The sequence below is a fragment of the Bacteroidia bacterium genome, from assembly GCA_019695265.1.
In the GTDB taxonomy this organism is placed as follows: domain Bacteria; phylum Bacteroidota; class Bacteroidia; order JAIBAJ01; family JAIBAJ01; genus JAIBAJ01.
Window position 1 is genome coordinate 1 of sequence record JAIBAJ010000048.1, and the last position, 26000, is coordinate 26000.

Consider the following 26000-nt stretch of genomic DNA (forward strand, 5'->3'; position numbering starts at 1 on the left):
CAGCAAAATTTGGCATGAAGGTAAGCTATAAATTTCAAGTGTTAATACCCTAGCTTGGTAATTTACCTACTTTATTTTAAATTTTTGGATGTTGCGGGCCCCCTTCCGCCCAATAAGGAAATTGCATATCTCAGGAATTACGAAAGGGGCGTTCGGGTCACGCTATCGGCTGTAGTCCTCGTCCCCCTAGGCTAACGCCGTCGGGGTCCTGTGGGCTACTTGCCTCTATCGTTGCCCGAAGGTGCAAGCCCGAGCAGTTTTATTTCAACAAAACTATTTTCACGGCCTAAGCTTCCTGCCTGTTACCTCTGAACCAACTACACAAAACGAGGTAAAAAATCATCAAAACCGGGCGCTTTGCCTCTGCGTCCATTTTAATCCCTAATTTTGAGAAATTTTGCCATGAAACGATTTAACACCAATCAGGTTAAGTTCAATTTTGAAGTAATTCCGGCTCAAGCATCCCATACCTCTAAGCAAAACCTGGTAAAGCGGGTTCACCAAGGTGATTTGGAAGGGTTTATTGTAAAAGGAGTATTCAGTCCTGACGAAGTAGAATCGTTTAAAAAATTAACCGCTGAAATTCCGGCCGATCGTTTCTTAAAAACCAATACAGGAACCATTTTGCCCGATCCTTTTGCTACCATCAGCGACCTGGACGAAAGGGCCAGGAACTACGTTGAAAAAAATAAAGCATTCCAAACGTTTGGATTTGAACGATTTCATGCTGCCTTGCAAAATGCCATGGAACTCGTTGCCGGAGATTATCGGGTTCAAGTTCCTGCTACGGTGTTGGACAATTATCCGGCAGTGGCAGCAACCGTTAGGCATTTTTACCCCGGAATGGGTGGTTTGTATGTGCATTGCGGATACTTGTTTCAAGAGCAATCGCCCAAATATTATCAAGCCGTGGAACCCATGAAGAAGGAAGGACAACTTAGCTTTTTTGTGGTTATTCAGCAACCGGAGCAAGGTGGTGAACTTACCTTGTACGACATGGTTTGGGAAAATGTGAATGCCAAAGATTTTCCGGAAAACAATGAATTTGTGCTGGATCGGGACGGAAATCGCATCTATTTAACCGAGGTGAATCAGGTTAAATACAATCCACAACCGGGCGACATGCTTATTTTTTATGGAGGCCGAATTTGGCATCGGGTTGAACCTATTGTTGGTGCACTGCCCCGGATCACCTTTGGAGGGTTTATTAATTTCTCCGAAGACGATCAAACCATGTTTTATTGGTCGTAAAGGGCTTTGAAATAGTTCCGAATTTTGGTTTCGGTAAGTTCATAATTAAAAATATACATCTGATTTTCAGCCTTTTCGTGGGGTGGCAGGTGATGTAGTTTAGCGTTTTCGGTGAAGAAATGACTTTGGTCGACTTGGAAAATTTGCCCTATTTGATCGGTTTGTTTAACGAATTTAAAAAATTCAGAGCCTTGGGGACAAATTCGCATAACGATATTATCTCGTTCAAAATTTCCATTGTTGGGTTCCGAACTGTGTATCATTCGAGTATCGTATATCAGGGCTTGTCCGGGCTTTAAATGAAATCCCTTGCCATAGGTATCCAGCAAGGTTCGGTAATCGTCGAGAGGCCATTTCCAATTCAGAAAGGTGAGGTTAAGTTTTGGTACCAGGCGATGTCCGCCCGGCATTAGTTTTAAGCCACCGGTTTCGGGCGTTACTTCGTGCAAAGGGCACCAGATGCCATAAATAGGTACAAGGTGTTCATTGAAGTGGAATGCCGGATCGCTGTGCCATTCCAATTTATGGTAACCATCCGGTCGCCTGGAATACAGCAAACTCACCGGACAGAAATAGTTTTTAAATAGTAGGTCCAGCCTGGGTTTTATGATCGCTTGTATGGCTTCATGGGCTTTTTTTCGGGTTGGGCTATCCAAGACACTCATACTGGAATAGGAACCTTGGTAAACACTTCGGTCGGGGAAAAAAGTTTTGAAAACCTCTTGAAGCGAGGTGATTTCATCCGGACCTAGAAAGTCAATGGTTTCAAATCCCCAATGGTTTATTTCTTTTTCCAGATCGGCATTTCGTAGTATGTGGGTTTCCTTGTGTTCGTAGCCTGGTCTTCGGTTTTCAGAAAGGGCAAATTGGTTTACTTTTTCCAATAAATCAATTGCATTTATCGCATCGTTTTGGTAATCCGGGGTTGACAGGGTTTCAATTGGATTGGAAAAAGGCAGCAAACCCTTCTCAAGGTCTTGGAGATGTTCGAATAAGGTTTGGGTGGTAAAGGTATGTACCGAAGTTTCTCCAGTTTTTTCACGGTGGTAATAGTAGGTGGGAGCCTCCATAGGAAGCAGGTTAAGGATTACACCAACCCGATCTTCGGGTGTTGAATTTAAGAAAGAACCATGAAATGTTTTGGTATAAAAGGCGACAGCCTCGCCTTTCAAAAGTCTGCAAAAAGAAAGGTAAGGATATAACTTTTCTTCTATTTCAACCCTGGGGATGCTATGACTTCCCGAACGAAGGTTGGAGTAAAACAGATGGCTTTGGGGTAAAAAACACATGCCGCCATTTTCGGGATAGGCGGTAGATAGCGGAATCCAAATTTGGAAATTGGGGAATTGGGTTTCGTTGGTAATGGACCAATCCTGGTGAAGTTGGAAGGCGTTTTGGCTATGGGCCTTTTTAACTGCAAAATGACTGGCAAAGATTTTATATCCACTCAACAACTTGTTCAAATCGTTGGAAACGATACTACTTATTTTTTTATGGATTTGAAATGGGGAGGTTTGGTGGTTGATGTTGTGTGTAACCATCAAATCCCTGTTTTTATGGGTTTGGATGTAGGTATTTTGGTAAAGTTCCCACAGTTCAGAAAGGGTGGAGGCTTGAAAGCCCTGAAGTCTAACGAAACCAAGCCTTTCCAGGCAATTTTTTAATGGTAGGTCCTTAAACATGGGAATTCAAATGAAACAACAAATCTTCGGTGGTAGGTATGGAATGTATATATGGAAGCACTTCGGTTTGTTCGGATTCAAATCCATAGCTGTGGTTTAGCTTGGCCAAATCGAAAAAGAAAGTAGCATCGTTGATGTGAAAGAGTTGAGCTTGGGTAGCAGTTTTCCTTTTCACATGGAGGTAAGGTGCTTGGTTGGGTAAAATGGTTGAAGAAACCACTACCCGATCCTGGTTTGATTGGTTGGGAAAGGAACCATGAAATACGGCCGGATGAAAAAGAACTACATCGCCCGGTTGAACCGGAATAGAAACCACCTTTTTGCCCAATGCGTTTTTGTCGATTCGGGCGGTTTCGTAGTGGTGCGATCGGTAGTTTTTGAACCAACGATGCGATTGAGGTAATACAAATAAGCAGCCATTGTTTGAATTGGTATGTTGAAGTGCAATCCACACCGTTACAGGGGAGAAATTTTCCTCGTTGGTAAAGGTCCAATCCTGGTGTAAGTGCATTTCGCTTCCGCTGATTCCGGGCTTTATCAGCAAGGAAGTGCTTTTCATTTTGAATTGGGTAAAGATTTGTCCCAATTCAGGTAGTATTAACTCGGAGATGGTTTGGTGAAGCAAGTGGTTATTCTCCGGATTGTTTTCCATTAAGGAATAAAGGAAAGCTTGGTCTTTATGAGAAAAGTAATTGGAGCTTATGTTTTGGAGCTGATGAATTTTGTCGGGTTGGAACAGGGCAGGAATAACCACAAATCCTTGTTGTAGGAATTGGGCTTTCAAGGCCTGATTTTGAATTGGACAAATTAGCTCCATCATTTTTAAGCCTGGTTTAAGACCAAACCAGGTAATTTTGGTTATCCTTTAGTTTTGTCATAAATCCGCCAAAGGAGATGCGGGGTTTTTCACCAATAAACGGAGGTACTAAGTGCCAGTAATCGCCTTCGTTAAACACCAATACATCGCCTTCCATCAGAACCACTTTTTCGGAAGGTATGTTTTGAACCCTTAGTTTTTCTCCGGATTTTAATTGCAGGAAATCCTTATTGATTTTGGTATCGCAGTTCTGCCAGGTTAGGTCGAAAATTTCGATATCGCAATCGGTTTCTGGACGTTGAAGAACAATTAGAAAGGCGAATTGGGTATCAATATCAGCCTTGCCGGAGAAGAAATCGAAATAGTCTTTGTTCCAGTCTTGAAACAGTCGACCGCAGTGGATTTCAAAATAGCCTTTACCAAGTGCCAGTTCCCTCATGCTGGACCAGGTTTTGGAATGGGTTATTTGCCTGGATGAATCATTAAATTGCAAGTGATAGGATTGGGAAAGGGTTTTTAATTTGGCCTGAAACCTTTCACCAATGTTATTATGTTTCATGTTTTGCAAGTAGGCCTTGGTTTCGGAGTCGTAATCCTGTTGTGGATTGCGTGGAATATGGTCGAAAGGCCTGGGGAAACCAATATAACCATCATACACTTGATAGTATTGGTTGTAGTTGTGGAATACCTGCAGTAAATCCCGGATTTCATCCGGGTTAAGGAAGTTGCGAAGTACAACTACATCGGAGTTTCCTTGTTCCAGATCTTTCAAAATATCCAGGTTAGAATGATCAGGATGGTAAGCAGCATCAATTATTTTCATGACGACGGAATTAGTTGGAATACCCGGCCAGCCAGTTTCTGAATTTGGTCCAAAAACTAACCGGTGTTTCGGGAAATTTTTGGTGCAATTTTCTCAGAAATTGATCCAGGGTCCAATGTTCAAAAATACCATGAATTTGTTCAGGTGGGTAACAAGATTGAGGCGGATCGTAATTTATACCCATTTGTAGGAATGTTTCGGGTTGGATGCTGAAGCGAAGTAGTCCATTGGTCCGGCTTGGGTCGGGTTGAAAAAAGTACAGCTTGGCATCCTTTGAAAAGCCGCCAATGACGCAGGCTACACGAGGTTTCCCTGATTTATTTTCGGAGGAAGCATGGATAATGGAATGGTGGAAAATTAGGCATTCGCCGGGAAGGGTAGGTTGCTCCACAAAGTAGGGTTCCAGTTCAGAAATAAAATCGTTGAAGTAGGCTGTTTGTCCGCTGAGGCGATGGGATTGGTTTAGTAAGTGAGAACCGGGGATAAGGCGCAATTGTCCGCTGTTAGAGTTGGCAGGATGGAGACAAATCCACACATTGAAGGAAGTGAATTGGGATTCGTCTACGAGCAACCAATCCTGGTGAGGCGGCACAACCGATTCGGGATTTGGTTCTTTTACCAGAAAGTTAGAAATGGTAAAGGTAGCGTTGCAGAGGTATTTGTTTAATTCGGGTAGAAGGATGCTTTTGTTGAATTGATCGACTTTTTGTACCAGCTCCTTGTTAAAGGTATTGCTGGTGGTGAGAAATCCGCGGTTGGTTTGTTGTTGTTGGTGGGATTCGATTTGGTTGGAATAGAAATGCAGAAGTTTTTCTACCTGGGAACTGTTGAGCAGGGGTATTTTTACAAATCCTTGCTTTTGGAAAGCTTCATTTAGTAAGTTATCGTGAAAAAGCTGCATGGGATGGAATAGAAAAAGCTTGGGTTTGCACTGCACCCGGGGTAGGGATAGAGCAGGGTACCCCACAGGAGCCCGCGGCGCTAGCCAAGGGCGACGAGGAGTACCGGCGAAAGCCCGACCATGAGCGCTTGCAGTATGTTATAGATTTATAAAAAGCCAAGTAGCGAATGGGACCCCCCAACAACATTAAAAAAAAGAAATGTGGCAACATCAAATAGGTTGATTAAGCCCAATAATAGAAGTTTCCATCACGGCCCTTGGCGAGGAAACAGCCAATAGTAATGCGGTTTTGTCCCGGTCCGATAGCATGAATGGCGTGCCATAACTGAGCCGCTCGAAATACGATAGCCTCACCGGTTTGCATGGGGAAAAACTCCGTTTGGAAATGGTGAAGGTTGCGATTTTTGAAAAGAGAGCCATTTACGTCGTGCCTTTCTTCGTAATTCGTAGTGTCGAGTTTAAGCGGAAAGCTGTCCCAATCGATGGAATAAACAACCAGTTCGCCTCCTTGGATGGGGCCTTGAAGAACAAGGAAGAAGGAGATGGAGTTTTCGATATCAACTTGTTGGTAGAGCCAGTTTCGAAAGGAAGGTGCCAATTGATGCAGAAAGGCATTTTCGCAATGAATATCGATGCCGTTTTTTTCAGCTTCCAGAAACCGGATACCGAAAGGTGCAAAGGAGCGATTATTGAAATGGAGCAAGGAAGGCTTTTCCTGAAAGGTTTGGTGCAGGAGGGATTCAAACCATTGAAAGAGGGAAGTTTGCCCGGAGGAAATTTTGAAGTTTTCGATTACAAAACCAGCCGTATCCAGGTAGTTAGAAACTGCTTCGGAATCGTTTTCGAAACGTTCGTTAATGGTGGAATAAGGTAATGGCAGAAAATAGCCATCGGGCAACTGAAGTTTTTTGTTGGAATGGGTTTGAGCCAGGGTTAAAATAGCTTGTTTCAGTTCATCGCAAACCAAGGCCGGTGTCAGGTTTTTCAGGGATTGAAGGTCTACTTTTTTGAGGTAGAAGTCTTCCAGTGAAAGTTGGATACCGGCGGGGTTTTCGATGGTTACTTGTTTAATCATGGCATAGGAGGTAAGTGGGGTGAAACCTAGGAAAATTTCCAGCAATTGTATAGGTTAATCGGGCATTTATACAGGTCTTCACCATAAACAATCTGAGCATCCGGAAAGATTTCGAGCAGTAAGGTTTTTTCGATTTGAAAAGCTTCTTCGACATGAGGAATTTGGTTGGCCGGTTCTTTAAAGAAAATAAATTTAAGCAGGTAGCGACCTTGGATGAGGTGTTGAGGCGGAAATTGAAAAGTGAAGGATTTTTGAGCTTGCCTGGAGTTGTTGTTTTTTTGTTCCTGTATGGAATGGCTATTGATGGAAGCGGAGATACAAATGGATTGGTTTTTGAAATTCAGCAGGTGAATTCCGGGGAAAATCTGAAATGTATAATCTTTTTGGAGGTAGGAAATTTGGAGACTGAAGCCGTTGAAATAGGTAGGTTGTGGCCGGGAATTGATTTCGATATGCAGGTTTTGTATCCACTGATTTTCCAATTCGTGTGCCGGAATATCGCTAAAGCGGGCTACATAGTTGGAGGCGAATAAATCAAATGCCAATTGACTTTCCAGGATTTTATCTTCTGAAAATTTACGGTTGATTTGGTTTTGGTATTCTTTTAAAACGATGGAGGATGCATCCTTCATTTTAATGCTGTGGTCTTCGATCCAAATGCATTCCTCGGTCATTTCGAGTAGTTCGGACAGGTTATGGGAGGCAATAAGGAATGATACCCCATTTTCGCGCATTTGTTTTTGGCGTTGAACGAGGTGGAGTAAGAATTCTCTGTCTCCGGCAAAGAAGACCTCATCGATAATGAACAAATCGGCATCCAATTCCAGGATAGTGGAAAGAATGAGTCGAATTTGCATTCCTTTGGAATAGGATTTCAGGGGTTTGTTGAAATAGTTGCCAATACCACTAAATGCTTGGATTGCCGGAATAATCCGGTCGATTTGGGAAGGGGTTAATCCTTGTAATTGGAGGTAGAATCGAGTATTACTTTCACCGCTAAGTTCTTGATTAAAGAAGCCGTCCACATCAATCATGGCGATGTGTTTACCGAAAAGTTCCAATTGACCGGCGGAAGGACGGATAATTTGGGAGAGTATTTTTAGCAGGGTGGTTTTTCCTGAGCCATTTTTTCCGATTAATCCGATGGATTGTCCTTTTTGTAGGGTAAAAGAAATGTTGTTTAAGATAGGAATTTGTTCACCTAAATCGTTCTCGAAGTATTTATCGAGGGTGTTGACACGAAGAATCGGCGAATCATTCATTTGTTTCGTTTCTTTTTTCGTTATAGTGTTTGACAATTACCTCGTAAATTCGGTTGGCTATTTGTTGCTGGTATAGTTTGTTTTTCAAGTGGCAATCGTCCAGAAAAGGTGATTCTGTTTCATTTTGAAAGGAGGATGAAAGGTCGAGGAGGTAGTTAAGTTTAGGAATTTCCATACGAACGGAGCCATAAAAATCGGGATACAATTTTAAGTATTGCAAGGCACCCGGTGCGATGGAATCGGGGATTTTACAAGAAACTCCTGCCACCGGCTGAAGAATACCCACAAAGGAGTAACCTTGTGCCACAGCCAGGTTGTTCATGGTTTTCATGTTGTTTAGCCAATAAGAAGAGGGTTTGTTGCGAAAGGGTTTGCTTAAAACGAGGGTAGATTTTGGGCGAAGCAGGTGAACCAGGTTGGGAAGGAATTTACTTGGTTTAGGGTAAAGTGCCTGTTGGTAAATGCTTTGTTCGTAAGACGAAACAAAGTCGGGATTTTCTATTTCATTGGCACCTGAGTAGGAGAGGTGTAAGTTGGGGGCTGGAGGGTTGAAACGTAGCAGCTTCAGAAGCTCTTGTCCACTATTGTAGCCTGCCACGGAAGCCAATTGTATTTGGATGGGGAGTTGGTTTTGCAGGATTTTTTTATGAAGAAGGGCTGGCCAATTGAGTGAATCGTACAGTAGGTCGGTGGTAGATCCTCCGGAAATGTAAACAACAAAGGGTTTATTGGTTTTAATAGCGGGTTGAAGGAGGATGCAGCCTTTCGAATGTTGGTAGGTTTTGGGGTTTCCAATATCCCAACCAAGCAGGGGGTCGATTTGGCAGTAATTGAATTTTCCGAGGTTAACCGGTGGAGTAGAAGGGGAATAGAAGAAGGGCAGGCTTTGACAGGTTCGGTTTAACCAAATCCAGGCCATAGCCTCCAAAGCCAACAGAATAAGAAGTGTTAATCCGATTATTTTACTGGCGTTCTTCATGCGGCTGAATGGAATAAATATACACCGTTTTTTCGTTTGGAGCCTGGAAGCCTCTTGTGTTTCGGAGTTGGAATTTAATTTCCATTCCATGCACCACCCTAAGGTAGTTTTCTAAAAAGTTCACTTCGTCGCTACGAAAGATAAAGGTGGTATTTTTATTTTCTGCAAATTTGGTGAAAATGGAAGAATAATCGGTAGGGTCGCAGTTTAATTCTGTTCGGAGGAAGGATTGGTAGGGTTCAATTGAACAGAGAGCCAGAGAGTTGAAAAGAATGGTTGGGTGTTGAAGCTTCCAAACGGAAGTTGGTTTTTGGGATTTAAACAACAGCGAGGCAGCGGATTCGCCCCATACAACCAAATCCTGACTTTTCAGGTAATTTTGAATTTGAGAATAGCTGTTTTGAGCAGATTCCCGGTCGGAATGGTATTTTTGAAGTTTATGTTGGAGGTTCCAAAGGTGGGAAAAGGTAAATAGAAAGAAAGCAAGTGTTGGCCATAATTGAAAAGTCCGGTAAGATTGAACTTTGTTTTTGAGCAGGGTAAGGTAGAAAAGAGAGGAAAAGGCTAAGGCCGGAACAAACAAGCGTTCCACCATTTTAATTCGGAATATGAGAAGGTAAATCAAGGTTAGAAAAAACAGATGAAAGAGAAGGAGCTTGGTTTTTTCTTGGGTATTGGAATAATAGAAAAGCAGCAGGAACAGGAAATGCAGAAAGAGGATAATGGGAAGATTGAGTTTGACCAATTCTGAAAAATTGTAAAAGGAATTAAACAGATATTGAGGTTGAAATTGGTTTTCGCTTGAAATAAGACTTCGGAGGTAAGTAGCGTTATTGGTTTTGCTATCGCCCCAAAAGCCCTTGTAAATGGCTTGGTACCTCCAATAGGCGATAGGGTTTTGGCTAGAGTCCGGCGGAGAAACAAAGTGGTTGTTAACCATTAGTTCGTATTCTACATCAGGCTCAATTTGTTTGTAGAAGTCGGAGCTGTGCTGAAAATCGTAGGTGAAGTATAATCCGAGGGAGGAAAGTAGGAGCAAGGATGGCCACAAGGTTTTAGTGAGGGTAAGGAGTTTTAACCGGATCGTGTTAGGATTGGTAAGCAGGTAAGCAGAAGTAACCAGAAGAAGCACCACACCGCCCGGTTCCGGACGAATGAGTATTCCAATCAGGATAAGCAGGTGGGCGATGACTTTGGATGTTTTGGAAGGCTGTAACTGAAGCAAGGTTAGGTAACCTATGCTAAGTAAGGTAAAGGAAATTCGGGTAATATTCAGAAAATGGAAGCTTTCGAGGCAAGGGAGCAGCAGGAGTAAGAACCAAAGTCCCTTTTCGTGCAGTGAAGAGTCGGGGCATATCTGCCTGGCAAAAAAGAATAAGGCGAAGAGCAGGAACAGGAGTTGACTAAGTGGTATCCAAGGTATGGTTTGTGAGGCCGGGTAGAGGTTCGCATAAATGGTGCTTAAGCCTATTTGTCCGAAGTAGTACAGGTTGTCGTAGCACATTCCGGGAGTGAGGGAGCCGGATAATAAACCATTAAACAGGGATTCGTATTCTTCGAAAAAAAACTGATTGTGGAAAATGGAGTAAACCAGGTGTACCGAAAAGACCAGGAAGAAGATAAGAAAGGTGTTTTTAATATTAATCTTCATTGGGTGAAGGAGGGAAAATTAAGTCATAGAGTTTGTTTTTATAATACCTGTTTGCTTTTGCATTGGGATGGTCGTCGTAAGGTTGAAGGTTGTATTCGGCCAGGTTGAGATCCAGGGAAGCATCGAGAAAAGGAATTTGATTTGCCATGCAGAATTTTCCCATTTCCATGATTTCTTGGTCTTTTTGAAGTGTCATAAAGACAAATTGAACTCCTTTTTTTCGGCAAAGTTGGTTCATTTCGACCAATGCCTTTTGGGCGATGGTTTTGTTAAGTTTAGTTTTATCGAGGTGGATAATCCATTGGTCATCGATGAGGTTGAGGAAAGCGGAATAGGAGATTAAGGGCAGAGGATGGTAGTTGAACTTGAAGTAGACCGGTTGAAGATTTTCGTTTAGTTGTACAAATTGATAGGGTTGCAATTCGGCCTTGCTGGGAAGGAGTTTTTTAAACGCTTGTTGGGTATAGCGTTGGTGGTGTTCGCCAATAAAGGCATAGACAACTTTGTCGTTGGAATCCAGTGGAAGTTTTTGGAGTTCGAGGTAGGCTTGAGCAATGCCGTATCCTCCTACACCCAGGTTAAGCACCCGGTATGTATTGGTGTTTTGTTGAAGCAGATAGGGAAAGGTGGACGAATCTTCCAGGCCAGATCCAAAGGTAAAGGAGCAGCCAAGAATATAAATAGATTGCTTGGCGCTGATTGGTTTATGGGTGGTAATACGGTGGTGGTTTTGGTCGATTGTTGCGGTCCAAAAAGTACTATCGGGGTAGTAGAATCGGTAAGTTCCGGGTTTAAGAGCATAGCCCAGGGTGGAATCCGGTTGAAATACCGGGTAAGGTTGAATTCGGATTTGATTGGCCTGAAAGGAAATGGGTTGATAGGGTTTAAATCCGGCCAGTCGAATACCTAATTCGCATAAAAGGGAAACGGCACAAAGCAAGTAAGTTATTCGGAGAAGTGATTTCTTCATGTATTTCCATTTGTTGCCTTGTTTTACCTATACATTGGCTGAGAATTGGTTGAGTTTTTTCAATAATGCGGGAAGAGGGAGGAATAAGAAATCAGGATTGCATAACAGGTTTATTTTTCACTTCCTTGGCCGGCTGAATTTCTTCTTCTTTGGTGTAAATACTTATTTTAGAACGCTTTACTAACTCCCCTAACGCCATTTCAGCCCTGGATTCGTATTTTCCGGTGAGAAGGTTTTTGAGGGTTCGGAAGGCTCGCAAAGGATGGAATACAAAATTGGAAGTGTAAAATACAAACAGGTAACTCAAGTGATAAAACCTTAGCATGTATTTATTGATGTTTTTGTTGTAGAAATAGTTATTAAAAAAGGTATCGACGTAAACAATCTGATAGAAGTAGCTATCATCGTTCATGTTGATTTTACCTTCCTTGAGCAACCGATCAAACAATTCACTTCCCGGGTAAGGTGAAAAAACCGAAGGCGACATATCGTGCACTCCATACCAACTGGCTTTTATCAGGAACCACATGGTTTTCCAAACATCCTGATGCGTTTCGTCGGGGAAACCAATAATCATATTGATTTTGATATTCATTTTTTCCTCGTTGGAGTATTTTATCGACTTCAACATGGTAGGGAGGGAAACCTTCTTTTTAATTAATTTCAGGATATTGGGTGATCCGCTTTCCGGGGCATAGGTGATATTGGTGCATCCTGACATATAGAGGTATTTGGCAACCTCCTGATCGATGGCTTCGGAGCGGGTTCCGGCAGGTATTTGCCAGGTAATTTTCAGATTTCGCTTAATTACTTCCTGAGCAAATTCCAAAATCCATTCCCGTTTGATGATAGCAGTGAGGTCGTAAAAGTCAAAATTTCCTATGTCAAATTTTCGGATAAAGGTTTCCATTTCATCTACTACATCCTGCGGACTTCGCATGTAGTATCGGGTGCCCCACATTTGAGGGCTGGAGCAGAAGGTGCAACTGTAGGGGCAGCCACGTGTAGCACTCAGGGGTACGGAATTTACATCGCGGTCAACACCATAAATGATACTGTTTTGACGGTATTTATCAAGAGGAAAGAATTCCCAGGCCGGACGGGCAATACCTTCTACATCTTTGATTCGGGCTTTTGCCAGGGTTCGAACAGGTTTTCCTTCCTTGTTACGAAATACAATGCCCGGAATATTGTCAAATCCCAACTTGTGCTCAAAGGCATGGGTAACATCCACTATCGCTTGTTCGCCTTCCCCACAAACACAAACATGCAAATGAGTGGTTTGTTCAATGCAGTATTCAGGAACGGCGGTTAGGTGTTCACCCCCGGCAACAATCAAAACTCCGGGGAAAGCCTCTCCCAGGTAGTCGATTAAAACCCGGTTATGAAGCCAGTTTCCGCTAAACATAAGGCTCAAACCAATAACCTGCACATCGGGTTCGATGAGTTGGGCGATTTGTTTTTCGGTTAGTCCGTTCAATACAATATCATCTTTGAATTGAAGATATTGGTTTGGGGCCTCTGCCAAAGCATCAATCGTCTGAATTTGGTGACCTTCCCTGCTAAGCGCACCGGCTATGAATGCCAATCCCAGGGAAGGAGAAGGCTTCATGGCTGCACTCATGGGTTTCATGAGTCTGGGAGGGTTAATCAGACAGATTTTCATGGACATGCAAAGATGACAAAAATCATCCTGACTTACCAAAGTATTTCTACTTTTGTTCCAAACAGGGTAAAATCCTTTACCTTAAAATTTTTATTCATTATGCGTCCGGTTAATGTAAAAAGCTCCCATTGGATTGCCTATAATTGCTTGTTTTTCATTGAGCACTTTCTTGGCGAAAAGAAGTATCAGAAACTTTTTGGAAATACGGAAAAACGCCTTTACCGGAAAATTGAAGAGCATATTCTTAAGAATCCACATTTACAAGAAGATTTTAAAGTAATAGAACATTTTCCGGGAAATTATCCGGAACCTTATCGTCATCCTCACTTTCCGGTCGTTTACCGGGGATTAGCCAACGATTGGGAAGCTACCAAAAAGTGGGGATTCGATTTCTTTGCCGAAAAATTTGGGGAAGAGGATGTGGTGTTGGTAAATAATCCGGGAATGGTGAAAAAAGAAGAAACAGTTGGAGACTACGAAACCATCAAGTTGAGAGACTACATTACCAACATGAAGAATGGTTCCAAACGCTACCTCAAATTTTCAAGAATAGTGGAGGAAAAGTCGGATTTACGGAATGATTTTGATAACAAATGGTTAACCAAATTTAGACCCAAAAGAGCAGCCAACGACTTGTTTTATTTTTTTATGGGTGGGAAAAGTACCCATACTCCAATTCACAATGGTTATGCAATTACCATTTTTGTGCAATTGGAAGGTACAAAGAAGTGGATTTTTTATCCTACTTCTCATCGCTTATTTTTAGGTGTAAGGCCTAAAAGGTTTAATTATTTCTACACCGATTCTGACCCGGTACATGATATCAATAACCAGGATTATCCCTTGCTGAAGTACGCTAAACCATTAGAAATTACTATTAATCCGGGCGATGTTTTGTATTTCCCTTCCATGGTTTGGCATCAGGTGGAGAATGTAACCGATTCGATTGGGGTGGCTTACAAGTTTGCTGATGTGTTTGCCGGTTTTAATTCCTCTAAAATGCTGGCCACCTGCTTTTTTCTTTCTACCAAACCTTATTTCATCGATACCTTGTTGCCTTCCAGACCGGATGTACACAATTATGTGAAAAAGAATAAATAGGGAGAATTGGGTTTGTTAAAGTAAAACAGCATGGCAAAGGTTAGGGAAAATGCTAGGTATTCGGAATGGACTCCAACGGTCTTTATCCGGCCAATAGAATATTCCAGCCAATTGCCGTTTTTTTACCCTCCGGAAGATTTTCCTGAACTACGTGTTCTATCTGAAAACTGGAAGGAAATCCGGGATGAAATTTTACGGGTAGAACAAGAACAAGGCAAACTGAAAGGACATAAAACCTACAATACTCCGCCTATCAGTAGCGACGAAAACTGGAGTAATTTTTATTTGGATAACTTCCTTTGGAGGTCGCATCGAAACAGGAAGATGTTTCCTGTAACATCATCTATCGTTGATAAAATACCTAATTGTTCACTTGCCTCCATCAGCATTTTGTCGCCGGGTGGTTATGTTAGTCCACATTACGGAGATACGGATGGGATAGTACGGTGTCATTTGGGATTGGTAATACCGGAAGAATATCCGGTTTGCGGAATTCGGGTTGGAGGTGAAGAAAGGGGTTGGAAAGAAGGAGAGCTTCTTGTTTTTACTGAAGCCCATCTTCATGAAGTCTGGAACAGATCAAACCAAAGAAGGTATATTCTGATTGTGGATATTGTTCCCGGGTTTATGAAAACCAACCTGTATAAGCTTTGTTCGCAAGTTCTTGGAGCTTTGAGCTACATTTTTATCGAAAGAAAGTTTTCCATTTTCAGAAAATTACCCATGTCATTCGCCAGGTTTTTTCACCGGGTACTATCCTTACTTTGGCGCATCTATCTTCCTTTGCAACGTGCGCTAAAATTGCCTTAGTATAAAAACGGGAAGGTTCGTTGAATTGGTAAATAAATTCTCCAGATCAAATAGAAAAGGTAGCAGAAAAAGTCGGCTACGGGCTCAGGGAATTTTCGAACCAAGGCAAGTTTTTTGTAAAAGAATATATAGCTCTGGCTTCCTAAGGTTTTAGCGCAAATTTCAACCATTTTATGTTGGAGTAATTTGGGTACAAAATCCACGATTAAAACGTAGCGACGGTGTTCTGATTTACTCCATACTTCGTGTTGGCAAACCACGGTAAATAGCAGTAATTTCCCGTCTTCCCATCCTCTTTCTTCGTTTCCTACTTTAATAGCCGTAATGGGATAATGGTCCGGAACTACCAAGCCAAGGTGTGCCCGAATAATTCCGTTGGTATCACCATAATGAGGTTTAATATCGGTTTTCGGAGGTAATACACTGATAGTAACCGTTGTTATGTTATCAATTTGATCGGTTAATCCGGTTAAGAGTGGAAACTTTTTCCGGTTGCTGTGAAGCTTGCGGTAATAGCTCATCAGGTTAATGGTACTCCATTTTTCTGCGCCTACGGTTTCAGCCGGGGAAGAAAAATAACTCATGCCTTTGATGTAGCCATTATGCTTTTCAAATTCCAAAATTTCATCACGTATAGCCTCCCAGTTTTTGGCCAAAATATCCAATTCCGGAAACCATTCAGGAGGATAGAAATTGGGCAATTTCCCATGGTATTCTTCTTTTGGAGGTCGTAAATAAACAATTGGTTCTCCCTCCGGCCATGTATACTTGGATTCCATTCTGAATTTTTTTCAAATGTATAAAAATGGACAATGCTTTCCGGGTAAACTTCATTTAGCCGAATTTTTTAAAACGGGATATGACCTGGATATTAGTGTAACAGCCTGATTATTAGGGCTTATTAATGCATGGTTAATTGTCTAAATTACCTTTTTCTTAGTAGACTGTTTAATCCCAAATCTGTAATTAGAGTTATCATCCAAGTTTTTAGAGTACAAGTGCTAGAGTATGCTGTACTAATCAACCAGGAGGAATCGGCGATTTTAGTAATACTTTTTATGCGGGCCCCCTCCGCCATCCATTTTTTGCAAAATCTCCAGGCTATCTGCACTGGCGTTCGGGTCACGCTATCGGCTGTAGTCCTCGTCCCCCTAGGCTAACGCCGTCGGTGTCCTGTGGGCTACTTGCCTCTATCGTTGCCCGATGGTGCAAACCCAATCAGCCTACTTTATATCCATATTTTTGAAGAATCAGGCTAAAACTATTTTGAAATTTACAGTATCATGTGCCGATTCAAAAGCTGTTTAAGCCAATATACCACATTCCAATGGGACCATTTGAGCTTTTCAATTTTTTAAAAAAAATAACAAAAAAAGGATAAAAATTAAGTTGTATGCGAATCATATGGTGTAACTATATCCAATTTTTTAGCACATAGCTTATTGAAATATTAATTAAAGATACTTAAAGTAAAAACTATTTTTTTTATTCCAAAAAAGTGCACATATTTGCATACTATTGACCGAACTGAAGAGAGAAAGGGAGAGGTAGATGGTAGTTGCCGTAATTTTTCGAGACACTTAAATAACATTATGATTTCAAGATTTTTAAAAATACTTTTCTTTGGAAACGAAACAGACGAACAGTCTAAACCAAATCCGTATTATGAAAAGCAGACCCAAAACTTGAAAGATATTTGGTATAACAAAACATATAATGATTTTGGAATAGAAAGATTATTTAGACTTTTTTTACAATTAACAGCTTTTATTATTCCAAGTGGCGTTTTTAGGCAATTAAGTGGTACAGATAATATTATTCATAGACGACTTACTGTCGAATTTTTAGGAATTGGGAAAGTGTTTTTTTATTATTTAATTCTTGTAATATTTGATAAAACACAAAGTTACTTTTTCTTAATTTTAACTTCAATAATAACTTTTGATACTCTACATTTTTTAGCGAGCAGAATTTTCCTTAATGATGTTTTTAGACAGCCTATAAGTTATAAAAGAAGCTTACTAATGGTTTTTATAAATTATGTAGAAATTTGTTTATTTTTTGCGTTTGTTTATTCTTATATAGACCATACAAATATTGACATTGCTAATACTATGTTTATTCCAAATTCAACAAATGCAGTTTCACACATTTCAAATTTACAATCAATTTATTTTAGCTTTGTAACCTCTGCAACTATAGGTTACGGTGACATAGTTCCCAAAAATGATTTATTAATAAGAATAGTAATTTTTCAAGTAATTATTTCGCTATTTTTAGTGGTTGTAATTATTTCAAATGTTACAACAAAAATTGAAGACGAAACATTTTACAACAAGAAAAATTAAAAGAATGATACACAAACTTTATTCAACAGACACAGCAGCTTTACTCTCTAAACCAGAGACAGGAATGGGTTACCAAATTATTGAAGCAACAAGAATGGGTAGCAACACAAGAGAAAAATTTTGTGTTTATAATGGTCAATTAATTATTGACCTTGATAACAGTTTTAAAAGAAATAAAGAACTTGCTTTTACTAAAAGCTTTTCCGCAATTCTAAATGAATCCAATTTACTTAATATTAATACAAGTTCAATCCAAGTATTTAGTAAAAAAAGTTTCATTAATATTTCCGAAAATTTAATTCCTAGAATTAAAGTAATGAGTGATACAGATAAGAAGAATATAAAACGAAAATCAGGTGGAAAAGGTGCAATTGATAATTCAAAAGAATTTGCAAATGGCATAGAAGTTTTTGTAAGAGTTTCTGCTTATGAAGATGACAAAAGAATTGATTTTGTCAATAAGAAATTAAAAGAAGGTTCTTACACAACAACTGAACAAGACTACAAAGACTGTTATTCAACAAATGATGACCCAGTTGATAGATATGCACTTCCAAATGATGAGAAAATTAAATGGGCCTTTTTCATTAAGCCCAAAAACACAAATACATTACAACGTGGTATAGTCCAACCGGACTTTGGACACGATGGTGGAGGAATTGAAATATATTTTGAAAATGGCACTTCAGATGGTACATATTTAGAGAAAAGAGACTATGGAAAATAAGTTAGAATTATCAGAAAAGTTTTCAAAATATTTAGAAACTTTACCTGAGAATGGAATGGGTTATCAAATTGCCGACATTGAATTAAAGGATGGAACGATTTTAAAAAAAAGAATAATTTTTAATTCTTCTTATTTGAAACTTGACAAAGATGAAGTACTAAAAAATATTGAAATAAAAGAAATTAGATTAACAAAAAGATAAAACTACGGCTAACACGGTGCAAAAGCCATAATCGGTTTTGTGCTTCGAATCCACATTTTTCTGTAGCCTGGATTTTGTGCTTCGTATGAACATTTATCTGTAAATTGGCTTACAGCTTCTGCACCGGGAACGTTAGTGGCATGGTTAGACGGATAACCAAGAAATAGACAACTGTGAAAATAGAACAGGCAAATAAAATAGAACTTCATTACTTCCTTGGTGACAACTCTCACCTAATTGACGCATTTGTGAGAAACAAGTGCGAGACAGAGGTTTTGACAATTGCCAGGGACATTATCGCAGCACTCGACTACGACATAACAGTTTTAGCAGAGCCAGCTGGAGACGGTGGGTTTAAGGACTTTTGGAAACTCATTGGTAAAAATGACAAGCAGCTTACTCTTATCGCTTGTGTGCTGACTTTAATTCTCTCAAGAATTCCTGTTTCTAACCGAGAGTTAGAGCGACTACAAAAAGAAAACTTGCAACTCGACAACGAGGAAAAAAGATTGAACATTGAGAAAATAAAAAAGGAACTCAACAGCGACAAAGAGAATAGTAGCGTTGTTCAGGACACAGTTTTGTTTTTTGATGGTAACATCAAGGTCATTAAACACAAGTCCAACTTTTATCAAACGCTCAACTCATATTCTAATGTTACACACATTTCGACCTCGACATATTATGAAAGGAAAGAGGTTGTAAAACCAAACATTGTTGACAGAAAGGACTTTCACAAGTTCATTCTGACTTCTAATGACTTGCCACCGCTGACAATTGAAAACGCAATTATTGAAATTGCAGCACCTGTTGTCATTAACGGTAAGTATAAATGGAAAGGCATTTACGAGGGACGACCAATTGACTTTTATATGAATGACGATGAGTATAGAAAATCGGTGTTAAAAGGTGATATCACTTTTCACGATGGCTATTACATTGGCTGTTTACTAAAAGTTAAGCGACAAATTGACGAGCTTGGAATTATTCAAAATATGGGTTACACCGTTCAGACAGTTTTAGGTAAAATTGAGAATGGAAAAATTATAGAAACAGAACAAGGCAAGCGTTACAAGAAAATAAAAGATGAACTCGACAATCAGACAAAAATGGACTTCTAGCAGAAACCCAGCCGCCAAAATATAAGGGCTTAACCGAAGTGAAGCGCAGCGAAACTATTCTCACGACGGTAGGAGTAATTTCGTTCCGTAATTACAACGGAACTGTGACGAAGATTCCGAAATCCTTCGGAACCTTCGTCAGAAGCGTGTCTAGTTTTAAAATACTATGGGGATTCTAATTTTTGCCTTTAGTTTTCTGAGATTTCCCTCACAGAAATGTTCCAAAATGGTGTTTTATTTTTGGTTAATCTGACCATTGGAATAGGTTTGAGTAAGTTTGATTTAGACTTATTACCGAATGGACATTTTGTTTAGTACAATTTTAAGTGTAAATTTTTCTTGAAAATATTAGACTAACTTACTGTATACTAGGCGTTTATCTGTCTAAATTTATAAAAAGTCTTTGGACTATTTATAAATTAAAATTGGTAAAGGGTCATTTGTTGCTCCAATTTCGCCTTTTTTGTTACTGATAAGGCATAGGTTTCCCTTACCGCTTTTGCAGTTTTTTTATTTTTCATTGGTTTGTTTGGTGTTTAAATGGGTTGAGAATGAAGATGGAAATGGGTTGAATGGGAAAAGGGTTTATGCAAGTAAAAATCACTTCATTGGCTGCGTTCGAAATTTAAGCAAAATCCGGAACTTTTTCCACATTGGATATTGGTAAATCCATGATGTTTGAATACATTTGTGATGAAACTAGAAGAGCCGTATGAAGGGAATTGCGTAGCATTCGTGAATACTATTAAAAAATTAACTATCCATGAACATACCTTCACGTACGGTTCTGTGGGAACCTAAGGGTGAAATTCCCTTGGGTGACCCGATTGGCGGTCATTCTAAAATACCGGCAGCAACCGAAAAACATTGGTGTTTTGACGAAACCGACCCTAAATTTTGTATTTTTGAGACGTAAATGGCAGATAAAGCATACATAACACCAAATGTTCTGAAATGGGCAAGAGAATCGGCAAGAATGACCGAAGAAACTGCTGCTGCCAAAGTTTCTGTAACGGTTGACAAATTAAAAGAGTGGGAAGAAGGAACAAATCAACCGACTATAAGACAAGCACAAACACTTGCCAAAGCATATAAAAGACCATTTGCTTTATTCTTTTTGCCAGAAGTTCCTCGTGACTTTCAGCCACTTCAAGACTTCAGAAAATCAGGCTCAAAAAATCTGACAACATCTTCAATTTTTATCATTAGAGAAATCCAACAAAAGCTAGCTTGGATAAGTGATGTTTATTCAGAAAATCAAGAAGACAAATTAGCTTTTGTAGGTCGCTATTCGACAAAGGATAATCCCCAAAAAGTAGCAAAAGACATTCTTGATACATTGAAAATAAATCCTGCATCCTACAAGTCAGACAACCCAATTAAAGAATGGATTGATGCAGCAGAAACGAATGGCATTTTTGTTTCAAGAACAAGTTTTATTCACTCAAGACTTAAACTAGATTCGGAGGAGTTGCAAGGTTTTGCAATTGCAGATCCACACGCACCATTCGTTTTTGTAAATTCGGACGATTGGAATGCACCACAATTATTCACACTTGTTCATGAGTTAGCTCATATCTGGATAGCTGAAACTGGAATATCAAATGAAGTTGAACCCGATATAAAACATAAAGACAAGTTTCATACAGTAGAATTATTCTGCAATGAGGTTGCAGCGAATGCTTTAATGCCAAAAGAAATTGTTTTGAGTTTTGATTCAGCTTCTTTTCAGACATCTAAAGATGTTTTCAAGGTTTCAAAACAATTAGGAGTAAGTTCATTTGCTCTCTTAGTTCGTGCATTGAATCTTAATATCATTTCTATACCAACATATCAGAAGTTAAAAAAGCAAGCTGACATTTATTATGCAGAGTATTTGAAAAGAGAAGCAGAAAAAAAAGCTAAACAAAAAGAAAAGGAGAAACCAGGTGGGCCGAATTACTTTTTACTGCAACTAAACAGAAACAGTAGACTTTTTACTCAAACTGTTTTAGATGCATTTCGTGGTGGCTTTATTGAGCCAACATTGGCTAGCAATCTTTTAAATGTTCAAGTAAACAAATTTCCGAAACTCGAATCACAACTATTTAGATGAGCACAAAGGCAAACAAATATTGTTTGGATGCCAATGTGCTAATCCAAGCGTGGCAAAAATATTACAACCCCAAATTCTGCCCTGATTACTGGAAAATCCTAACCGAACTCGGCAAAAACGGAAAGATTTTTATTCCTGAATTAGTTTATGAAGAAATCATTCGGACAGAAGATGACCTCTCAAAATGGTTGAAAGGGAGTAAAATTCCAATCAATAAAATTAGCGAACCAATTACAATTCACATTCGTAAAATTTTACAAAATTATCCGCTTTTAGTTGATAATACAAAAGCTCGTTCATTAGCTGACCCTTGGGTTATTGCTCACGCTTTACACGAAAACGCGACAATCGTTACTAAAGAAGAAAAGGTAACCGCTTTAAACTCGCAGAAAATAAAAATACCCAACGTTTGTGACAACATGAGAATTAGATGGATAAACGACTTCCAATTTATTGACGAGTTAGACATTAAATTCCAATGTTCCTTGACCTAACCAACGACAGAAAAGAAGAACGAACCGCCAACACTGGGCAAGCACCATAAACGATTTTGTGCTTCGAAATTAATATTCTCAGTAACCTAAGTTTTGTGCTTCGAAATTACCTTTATCTGTACATTCGCTTACGGCCCCTGCCATGGAAACGTTGGCGGTCAGCTTAAAAAACGAAACAGTAAGAGTAGAAACAATTGACAAATGAGAATTTTAGCAGAGACAGAACGATTAATTTTAAGAGAATTAGAATACTCAGACGAGAATGACTTATTCGAAATGGACTCTGACCCAGAAGTTCATCTGTTTATTGAAAATAATCCTGTAAAATCAATTGACGAAATAACAAAAGTGATTGAAATGCTCAAAAAGCAATACAAGGAAAATGGAATTGCTCGTTGGGCTGTAATTGACAAATTAACAAACGAATGTATTGGTTGGTCAGGACTAAAATATTTTAACCAACCATTAAATAAACACAACAATTTTTACGAACTAGGTTATAGGTTTAAGAAAAAACATTGGGGGAAAGGTTTTGCTACAGAATCTTCAATCGCAATTTTGGACTATGGATTTGCAAACTTAAATGTTGATAAAATTTTTGCTATAACTGATCCGAAAAATGTAAATTCAAAAAAGGTGTTGACTAAATTGGGTTTTGATTTTCAAGAAACTTTTAACTATGAAGGCGACCCAACAGATTGGTTTGAATTGAAAAAGACAACTTGGGAAAATAAAAAGCCGAACAGCTAACACAGGGCAATCGCCATAAGCGGTTTTGTGCTCCGAATCCACATTTTGCGGTTGCCTGAATTTTGTGCTTCGCAATAACATTTATCTGTAAATTCGCTTACCGCCCCTGCACCGGGACCGTTATGGGTTATGCCTCAAAATATAGTGAATGTTAAAAATATCTTAGGAAATGAAGTTAATTAATGCAGTTGAAAACCTAAATAATATTCAAAAAACATGACTAACGACAAGATTGAAAGAATAAAAAAAATATTAACAGAATGGAATCCGGCGAAGGATTCGCAATTTGAAATTACCGACATAAATAATTATGATACTGAAGCCAAAGATCTAATATTTAACTTAGAAATCGAATTTGACTTCCCTGAGCGAAAGGTGACACTAACGCAAACGCTTAAAATGCTAAAAGAAGTTTTGAATGAAGCCTTCAAATTGCACCTGACTAACTTTGATTGTGAACCACATGCAACAAGTATTATGAAAATACTAAATGAAAGTGAATAGCACAACCCATAACAACACTTACAAGAAATTGGCGGTTCAGTGCTACGCTGATACATTTGTGGTTACTGAAAATTTGGTGGTCCACAACTATATTCGTGCTTACAGCATCATCTTCTTGTAGCGCCAAACCGAGTATGTCTTAATTCAACAAACCAGTCAGTTTGTTGAATGCTTTTCAGAAGATGGAAGCCAAAGTAGTGAACGAGAAACAACAGTGGAGCTCAAGCGAAGCGAGTGGCTATGTTGCAGGAACTACAATGGGAAGGCCTTCCAAAGACGGCTGTTAAGAGCAGTCTTTAAATTGGTTTAACTTTTTCCAATTATTTGGCACATAGCATATTGAATAGGAGTTAAGGATTACTAAAATTAAAACCATTTTTTTATTAATAAAAAATGCACATAATTGCATGCTATTGGCTGGGTAAGGGAGAGGAAGGGGGAGGTAGCCGGTAGTTATATGCGATTTCATATTCAGTCATCGACATTTTTATATATTGCTTGTATTCAATCGTTTAAAAAATATTAAACTTTTAAGCAAGTCAAGTTTTTTAACAATAAAAAGTTAGTATCTTTGCCAACTTAAAAAAAACAGCTTCTCAGAAAGATTGATATTTGAAAAAATTAAAATATGTACTTCGCTCAAAATAGCTCTATAGATAAATTTGAATTATACAATTCATTTTTAGAGAGAATTATAGATAGCAACAATGCGAAATATGTGGAAATATTTTCCAAAATATTGCAAGAAGCCAAGCTTCTTGCTAATAAAAACATTGATTATACGGGCGTCTCAATAGATATATTCGATATTGTTACTTTGTTTGCATTAAACCACACTGAGTATTTTGTGCATCTAGATGTATCAAACTTAAAAGAAGACGATTATAAAGAAATTAGCCGATTTCTTAAGGATGATATAGCACAATTGGTTTAATAATAGGCGCATGGACTATAGAACGCTTGAGTTAAACTTAGCTCAATTATCTAAAACAATTCAAAAATCGAAATTCAATAAGTATTCTGATAATAGGAAGAAAGGATATCATGATAACTTAAGTAAATTATTTAATGCTTTAATTCAGGAAGATTTAACAAGTTTAAATCCATCTCAATTAATCGAAAAGAAAAAAATAATAGACTTCATATTCGCTAGTATACAATATTTAGATAATAGCACACTTACTATAATTCCCTTTGAAATAGTTTATTGTTTAGAAATTGTATTGAACGAGTGGATTCCGCTAAATAAATTTATTGTTGTAACATCACTTTCAAATGAATTATTAAGTTACAGTTTTAATTCATATTTAGCTTTAAATGAACCAATTTATCAATTAATTGAAAATGATTATAACATTAAATTTGAATATAGACTAATTCAAATCACACTCCCCAGATATTATGTTCATGACTATTTAGCAAATGTTGTACTATATCACGAGCTTGGTCATTTTATAGATTTGCATTTTAAAATTTCAGAAACAACTATAAATAATTTGATTTTAAATGGTGTCATTATAATATCGAGCAGAGAAGATTTAAATGCTAAATATCATCATTACATGGAGTATTTTGCAGATTTATTTGCGGCTCAATATATAGGTCCTGCATCAAATTATTTTTTAAACTACATCGCTTACAAAAATCCTCGATCTCAAAGTCATCCAGCAACTGATGATAGAATTGAATTAATAAGGAAATTTTTATCAAATATCTCTGTTACTGAAATTCAACATCTAAATAATACGACAACAATTAGAACAGGAAAGTCAATTGAAGTAAGGCACGAGATAATTGATCCTGAAATATTTAATCAATTAATTCCTTTTGAAATAAGTAATGAAAAACAATTACACTCTATATTTCTTACCGGTTGGGAGAATTGGCAAAATCGGCGCAACTTTTTAGTTGATAAATTTGATAATGACACTGCTTACAAAATTATAAATAATCTAATTGAAAAGTCAATTAGCAATTATATTGTTACAACTAACTGGAATTCAATATGAGTATATCAAAAACAGAATTGAGAAGTTTGGTTTTAGATACTAAAGAAATTGTTATTCGCCCACTTTTAGACGAAGCCCAAATAGGCGAACTCTCCATTGATTTTCGGCTGGAAACAGATTTTTTACTTTCATTTCAAGGTAGAAATTCAGCAATTGATGTATCAAATTACGAGAATCCAGATCCTTCAAGTAGCTTTTTTCAAGAGACTCGACGGCTAGTGGGGTCATCATTTCTATTTCACCCCTTGCAAACAGTCCTTTGTTCAACATTAGAATATGTCAAGCTTCCACCTGATGTATATATGTCACTAACTATGAGAAGTTCATATAGTAGATTAGGTTTATCCATTTCCTCAATTGTTGAACCCGGATATTGTGGATGTATCTCTATGGAATTAACTAATATAAATAACACACCAGTAAAAATTACAGTTGGATCTCGAATAATTCAAGCAAGATTCTATCGCATTAAAGAGAACGCAGATTATTTTGCTAAACCTAGAAAATATGTTTGTCAAGTTCGTCCTGAAGTTTCTTTAGCGGTTCTTGATAGTGAAAACGTTACTTTAAAAAAACTAGGTACAAATTTATTCTAATAAATATAAAGTAAATTTATAAAAAAACTAAATCCACATATAACATATAAGGGCTTAACCGAAGTGAAGCGCAGCGGAATTTCGGCTTAAGCCTGTGTTGACAGAAGCGTGTCTAGTTTTAAAATACTATGGGGATTCTAATTTTTGCCGTTAGTTTTACGAGATT

Annotated in this window: 25 protein-coding genes; 14 read left to right on the forward strand and 11 right to left on the reverse strand. The window is 38.5% G+C overall.

What is annotated here, in order from left to right:
• Window positions 1–402: 402 nt before the first annotated feature.
• Window positions 403–1251, forward strand: a complete 849-nt coding sequence (locus K1X82_08560) for a 2OG-Fe(II) oxygenase (GenBank protein ID MBX7182148.1) — start codon at window positions 403–405, stop codon at window positions 1249–1251.
• Here the strand turns inward: K1X82_08560 and K1X82_08565 are convergent.
• The 10 genes from K1X82_08565 to K1X82_08610 form a co-directional block, all read right to left on the reverse strand.
• Window positions 1239–2933, reverse strand: a complete 1695-nt coding sequence (locus tag K1X82_08565) for a phytanoyl-CoA dioxygenase family protein (GenBank protein ID MBX7182149.1) — start codon at window positions 2931–2933, stop codon at window positions 1239–1241. The genes K1X82_08560 and K1X82_08565 overlap by 13 nt on opposite strands.
• Window positions 2926–3753 carry a phytanoyl-CoA dioxygenase family protein gene (locus K1X82_08570; GenBank protein MBX7182150.1) on the reverse strand — a complete coding sequence of 276 codons (828 nt, stop codon included), beginning with the start codon at window positions 3751–3753 and terminating at the stop codon, window positions 2926–2928. Before K1X82_08570 ends, K1X82_08565 begins: the two co-directional genes overlap by 8 nt.
• 13 nt (window positions 3754–3766) lie before the next feature.
• Complete coding sequence (locus K1X82_08575; GenBank protein ID MBX7182151.1) at window positions 3767–4573, reverse strand: 2OG-Fe(II) oxygenase family protein; 807 nt, start codon at window positions 4571–4573, stop codon at window positions 3767–3769.
• Window positions 4574–4583: 10 nt separating this feature from the next.
• Entirely contained in the window at window positions 4584–5474 is an 891-nt protein-coding gene (locus tag K1X82_08580; protein MBX7182152.1) for a phytanoyl-CoA dioxygenase family protein, read from the reverse strand.
• Between the two features lie 223 nt (window positions 5475–5697).
• Complete coding sequence (locus tag K1X82_08585) at window positions 5698–6549, reverse strand: hypothetical protein (protein ID MBX7182153.1); 852 nt, start codon at window positions 6547–6549, stop codon at window positions 5698–5700.
• A 26-nt stretch (window positions 6550–6575) separates the two neighbouring features.
• Window positions 6576–7811: an ATP-binding cassette domain-containing protein gene (locus K1X82_08590; GenBank protein MBX7182154.1), complete on the reverse strand. Its 1236-nt coding sequence runs from the start codon at window positions 7809–7811 to the stop codon at window positions 6576–6578.
• Window positions 7804–8790 (reverse strand): hypothetical protein, encoded by a 987-nt coding sequence (locus K1X82_08595; protein MBX7182155.1) that lies wholly within the window; start codon window positions 8788–8790, stop codon window positions 7804–7806. The genes K1X82_08590 and K1X82_08595 overlap by 8 nt, the downstream gene beginning before the upstream one ends.
• Window positions 8774–10441 carry a hypothetical protein gene (locus tag K1X82_08600; protein ID MBX7182156.1) on the reverse strand — a complete coding sequence of 556 codons (1668 nt, stop codon included), beginning with the start codon at window positions 10439–10441 and terminating at the stop codon, window positions 8774–8776. Before K1X82_08600 ends, K1X82_08595 begins: the two co-directional genes overlap by 17 nt.
• Complete coding sequence (locus K1X82_08605; GenBank protein ID MBX7182157.1) at window positions 10431–11411, reverse strand: SGNH/GDSL hydrolase family protein; 981 nt, start codon at window positions 11409–11411, stop codon at window positions 10431–10433. Before K1X82_08605 ends, K1X82_08600 begins: the two co-directional genes overlap by 11 nt.
• A gap of 91 nt (window positions 11412–11502) precedes the next feature.
• Complete coding sequence (locus tag K1X82_08610; GenBank protein ID MBX7182158.1) at window positions 11503–13077, reverse strand: B12-binding domain-containing radical SAM protein; 1575 nt, start codon at window positions 13075–13077, stop codon at window positions 11503–11505.
• 12 nt (window positions 13078–13089) lie between these two features.
• Here K1X82_08610 and K1X82_08615 point away from each other — a divergent pair, with 12 nt between their 5' ends.
• Together K1X82_08615 and K1X82_08620 are read left to right on the forward strand one after the other, a co-directional pair.
• Window positions 13090–14178 (forward strand): cupin-like domain-containing protein, encoded by a 1089-nt coding sequence (locus tag K1X82_08615; GenBank protein ID MBX7182159.1) that lies wholly within the window; start codon window positions 13090–13092, stop codon window positions 14176–14178.
• Between the two features lie 30 nt (window positions 14179–14208).
• On the forward strand, window positions 14209–14988 hold the full coding sequence (locus K1X82_08620; GenBank protein MBX7182160.1) for an aspartyl/asparaginyl beta-hydroxylase domain-containing protein: 780 nt from the start codon (window positions 14209–14211) through the stop codon (window positions 14986–14988).
• On the opposite strand, the gene K1X82_08625 is transcribed toward K1X82_08620, so the two are convergent.
• Complete coding sequence (locus K1X82_08625) at window positions 14985–15767, reverse strand: aspartyl/asparaginyl beta-hydroxylase domain-containing protein (protein MBX7182161.1); 783 nt, start codon at window positions 15765–15767, stop codon at window positions 14985–14987. The genes K1X82_08620 and K1X82_08625 overlap by 4 nt on opposite strands.
• Before the next feature lie 813 nt (window positions 15768–16580).
• Between K1X82_08625 and K1X82_08630 the strand changes: the two genes are divergently transcribed.
• The 11 genes from K1X82_08630 to dcd all read left to right on the forward strand — a co-directional run bounded on the left by K1X82_08630 (window position 16581) and on the right by dcd (window position 25834).
• Entirely contained in the window at window positions 16581–17336 is a 756-nt protein-coding gene (locus K1X82_08630; protein ID MBX7182162.1) for a potassium channel family protein, read from the forward strand.
• Between the two features lie 4 nt (window positions 17337–17340).
• A complete protein-coding gene (locus tag K1X82_08635; protein MBX7182163.1) occupies window positions 17341–18063 on the forward strand; it encodes a hypothetical protein in 723 nt (240 codons plus the stop codon).
• Entirely contained in the window at window positions 18053–18265 is a 213-nt protein-coding gene (locus K1X82_08640; protein MBX7182164.1) for a hypothetical protein, read from the forward strand. The genes K1X82_08635 and K1X82_08640 overlap by 11 nt, the downstream gene beginning before the upstream one ends.
• Before the next feature lie 173 nt (window positions 18266–18438).
• Complete coding sequence (locus tag K1X82_08645) at window positions 18439–19386, forward strand: hypothetical protein (GenBank protein ID MBX7182165.1); 948 nt, start codon at window positions 18439–18441, stop codon at window positions 19384–19386.
• Window positions 19387–20302: 916 nt separating this feature from the next.
• Complete coding sequence (locus tag K1X82_08650; protein MBX7182166.1) at window positions 20303–21481, forward strand: XRE family transcriptional regulator; 1179 nt, start codon at window positions 20303–20305, stop codon at window positions 21479–21481.
• Entirely contained in the window at window positions 21478–21975 is a 498-nt protein-coding gene (locus tag K1X82_08655) for a DUF4411 family protein (GenBank protein MBX7182167.1), read from the forward strand. Before K1X82_08650 ends, K1X82_08655 begins: the two co-directional genes overlap by 4 nt.
• A gap of 201 nt (window positions 21976–22176) precedes the next feature.
• Window positions 22177–22725, forward strand: a complete 549-nt coding sequence (locus K1X82_08660; GenBank protein ID MBX7182168.1) for a GNAT family N-acetyltransferase — start codon at window positions 22177–22179, stop codon at window positions 22723–22725.
• A gap of 216 nt (window positions 22726–22941) precedes the next feature.
• Window positions 22942–23229 (forward strand): hypothetical protein, encoded by a 288-nt coding sequence (locus tag K1X82_08665; protein MBX7182169.1) that lies wholly within the window; start codon window positions 22942–22944, stop codon window positions 23227–23229.
• A 628-nt stretch (window positions 23230–23857) separates the two neighbouring features.
• Window positions 23858–24163 (forward strand): hypothetical protein, encoded by a 306-nt coding sequence (locus K1X82_08670; protein MBX7182170.1) that lies wholly within the window; start codon window positions 23858–23860, stop codon window positions 24161–24163.
• A 10-nt stretch (window positions 24164–24173) separates the two neighbouring features.
• Window positions 24174–25238, forward strand: a complete 1065-nt coding sequence (locus tag K1X82_08675; protein ID MBX7182171.1) for a hypothetical protein — start codon at window positions 24174–24176, stop codon at window positions 25236–25238.
• The gene (gene dcd / locus K1X82_08680) at window positions 25235–25834 is read left to right on the forward strand and encodes a dCTP deaminase (GenBank protein MBX7182172.1); all 600 of its coding nucleotides are present in this window, start codon (window positions 25235–25237) and stop codon (window positions 25832–25834) included. Before K1X82_08675 ends, dcd begins: the two co-directional genes overlap by 4 nt.
• The last annotated feature ends 166 nt before the right edge of the window (window positions 25835–26000 follow it).